At 72.0% G+C, this 2,933-nt stretch carries 2 protein-coding genes; one reads left to right on the top strand and one right to left on the bottom strand.

What is annotated here, in order from left to right; all coding sequences use genetic code 11:
* Positions 1-88 precede the first annotated feature (88 nt).
* Positions 89-1,120, bottom strand: a complete 1,032-nt coding sequence (locus ACFVGY_RS27705; protein WP_385681885.1) for an aspartate-semialdehyde dehydrogenase — start codon at positions 1,118-1,120, stop codon at positions 89-91.
* A 248-nt stretch (positions 1,121-1,368) separates the two neighbouring features.
* On the opposite strand from ACFVGY_RS27705, the gene ACFVGY_RS27700 reads away from it, so the two are divergent.
* Positions 1,369-2,844 (top strand): M28 family metallopeptidase, encoded by a 1,476-nt coding sequence (locus ACFVGY_RS27700; RefSeq protein WP_385681883.1) that lies wholly within the window; start codon positions 1,369-1,371, stop codon positions 2,842-2,844.
* Positions 2,845-2,933 lie beyond the last annotated feature (89 nt).

Here is a 2,933-nt window from a genome sequence, read left to right as displayed (position 1 = left end):
GATTCCCGGTCGTGGGGTGACCGTCAGGCGGTCGTGCGCGGGTCCGCCCGGGGGCGGACCCGGCGGTCCGCCCCGGGGCCGGGGCGGTTCATGCCCGGCCGAGCTCCTCGGCGACGAGCTCGGCGATCTGGACCGCGTTCAGGGCAGCGCCCTTGCGGAGGTTGTCGTTCGACAGGAAGAGCGCCAGACCGTGCTCGACGGTCTCGTCCACGCGGATGCGCCCCACGTACGAGGCGTCCTTGCCGGCGGCCTGCAGCGGGGTCGGGATCTCCGACAGCTCGACGCCGGGGGCGTCCTTCAGCAGCTCGTAGGCGCGCTCCACGCTGATCGGGCGGGCGAAGCGGGCGTTGACCTGGAGCGAGTGGCCGGAGAAGACCGGGACGCGCACGCAGGTGCCGGAGACCTTGAGCTCCGGGATCTCCAGGATCTTGCGGGACTCGTTGCGGAGCTTCTGCTCCTCGTCGGTCTCGAAGGAGCCGTCCTCCACGATCGAGCCCGCCAGCGGCAGCACGTTGAAGGCGATCGGGCGCTTGTAGACGCCCGGCTCGGGGAACTCCACGGCCTCGCCGTCGAAGGCGAGCTGGTCGGCCTGCTCGGCGACCGCGCAGGCCTGGGTGCGCAGCTCGGCGACGCCGGCCAGGCCGGAGCCGGAGACGGCCTGGTAGGTGGTGGCGATCATGGAGACCAGCCCGGCCTCCTCGTGCAGCGGGCGCAGCACGGGCATGGCGGCCATGGTGGTGCAGTTCGGGTTGGCGATGATGCCCTTGGGGCGGTTCTTGATCGCGTGGGCGTTGACCTCGGAGACCACGAGCGGGACCTCGGGGTCGCGGCGCCAGGCGGAGGAGTTGTCGATCACGACGGCGCCCTGCGAGGCGACCTTCTCGGCGAGGGCCTTGGAGGTGGCGCCGCCCGCGGAGAACAGCACGATGTCCAGGCCGGTGTAGTCGGCCGTGGCGGCGTCCTCGATGGTGATCTCGCGGCCCTCCCACTCCAGGGTGGAGCCCGCGGAGCGGGCCGAGGCGAACAGCCGCAGCTCCTCCACCGGGAACTTGCGCTCGGCGAGGATGCTGCGCATGACTCCGCCGACCTGGCCGGTGGCTCCGACGATTCCAACCCTCACGGTGACTCCTTTTGGTGCGTACGACGCGGGCGCGTGAAGCCATCATGCGTTCGACCCCACGAGGCTTGTCCAATCCATTGTCCGAGGAGCGGACGAGGTTCCGGTTGTGAACCCGTGTGACGAATCCGTGGCGGCCGTGTTGCGACATCCCGGAACGCCCCATTTGTCGAATGGCGGCCGGTTACGGTGCGGTCTGTCGTGCCCGATATACGGACACGCATTCCGCACTTCGAACTGGGGGAACCACCGTGCGCGTCATCCGCCACCGCCGGTCGATACCGGCCCTCGCCGCCCTCGCGGCCGCCGCCGTCGCCGCACCCGTCCTGCTGGCCGCCGCCCCGGCGGCAGCCCGCCCGCACGACGGCCGCCTCGCCAAAGAGCTGGTGGAGGAGGTCACCGCCCGCGGCGCCCACCGCCACCTGGCCAGGTTCCAGCAGATCGCCGATGCCAACGGCGGCAACCGCGCCGCCGGCACGCCCGGCCACGCCGCCTCCGCCGCCTACGTCCACGACACCCTGAAGAAGGCCGGCTACCAGGTCTCCTACCAGGACTTCGACATCTACGAGGCGCGCACGAAGACGGAGAAGACCACCGTCCTCGGCGCGGAGCCGCGCGAGCTGACCACCGCCGCCTTCAGCCTCACCCCCTCCACCCCGGCCGGCGGCCTGACCGCCCCCCTCGCCCTCGCCCGCGTCGACGAGACCCCGGGCTGCGACGCCGACGACTACCCGGCCGGAGCCTTCAACGGGAAGATCGCCCTGGTCAAGCGGGGCAGCTGCACCTTCTTCGAGAAGCAGCGGGCCGCCGCCGCGGCCGGCGCGATCGGCCTGATCGTCTACAACCACAGCGGCACCACTCCCGTGCACGGCTCCTTCTCCTCGCCCACCGAAGGGACCATCCCGAGCGCCGGCATCACCCTCGCCGACGGCCAGGCGCTGACCGAGGCCGCGGGCCGGGGCGAGGTCAGCGTCCGCCTGGAGGTGGACCAGGAGCACCTCAGGAAGACCACCCGCAACGTGATCGCCGAGACCCGCGGCGGCCGCGCCGACCGCATCGTCACCGTCGGCGCCCACCTGGACTCGGTCAAGGAAGGCCCGGGCATCAACGACAACGGCTCCGGCTCGGCCGGCCTGCTGGAGGTCGCCCTGAAGCTGGCCGAGGAGACCCGCGGCAAGGGCAGGCAGCCCGCGCACAAGGTCCGCTTCGCCTGGTGGTCGGCGGAGGAACTGGGCCTGCTCGGCTCCCGGCACTACGTGGCGCAGCTGTCCGAGCAGCAGAAGAAGGACATCGCGCTCTACCTGAACTTCGACATGATCGCCTCGCCGAACCCGGTGCAGTTCGTCTACGACGGCGACGACTCCGACAAGCAGGGCGCCGGCCCCGGCCCGGCCGGATCGGCGCAGATCGAGGCGCTGATCAACGGCTTCCTCGACCGGAAGGGCAAGCCGCACGAGGGCACCGACTTCGACGGCCGCTCCGACTACGGCCCGTTCATCGCCAACGGCATCCCGGCCGGCGGCACCTTCACGGGAGCCGAGGGCGTCAAGACCGCGGAGCAAGCCAGGCGGTACGGCGGCACGGCCGGCACCGCGTACGACCCGAACTACCACGGGGCGGGCGACGACCTGAAGAACATCGACCTCAAGGCCTTCGACACCAACCTCGACGTCATCGCGCACGCGGTGGGCACCTACGCCCAGGACCTGCGCTCGCTCGGGACGTGACGCGAGCGTCCCGGGAGGTGCGGAGGCCGACCCGGGACGTGCGGAAGGGGCGGGCGGCCCCGGCGGGCGCCCCCCCCCCCGGGGGGGGG

Origin of the sequence: Streptomyces sp. NPDC127106 (assembly GCF_042677605.1) — a bacterium.
GTDB lineage: Bacteria > Actinomycetota > Actinomycetes > Streptomycetales > Streptomycetaceae > Streptomyces.
The sequence above is the reverse complement of the archived record's forward strand: the minus strand, read 5'-3'. Positions and strand labels throughout refer to the sequence as shown.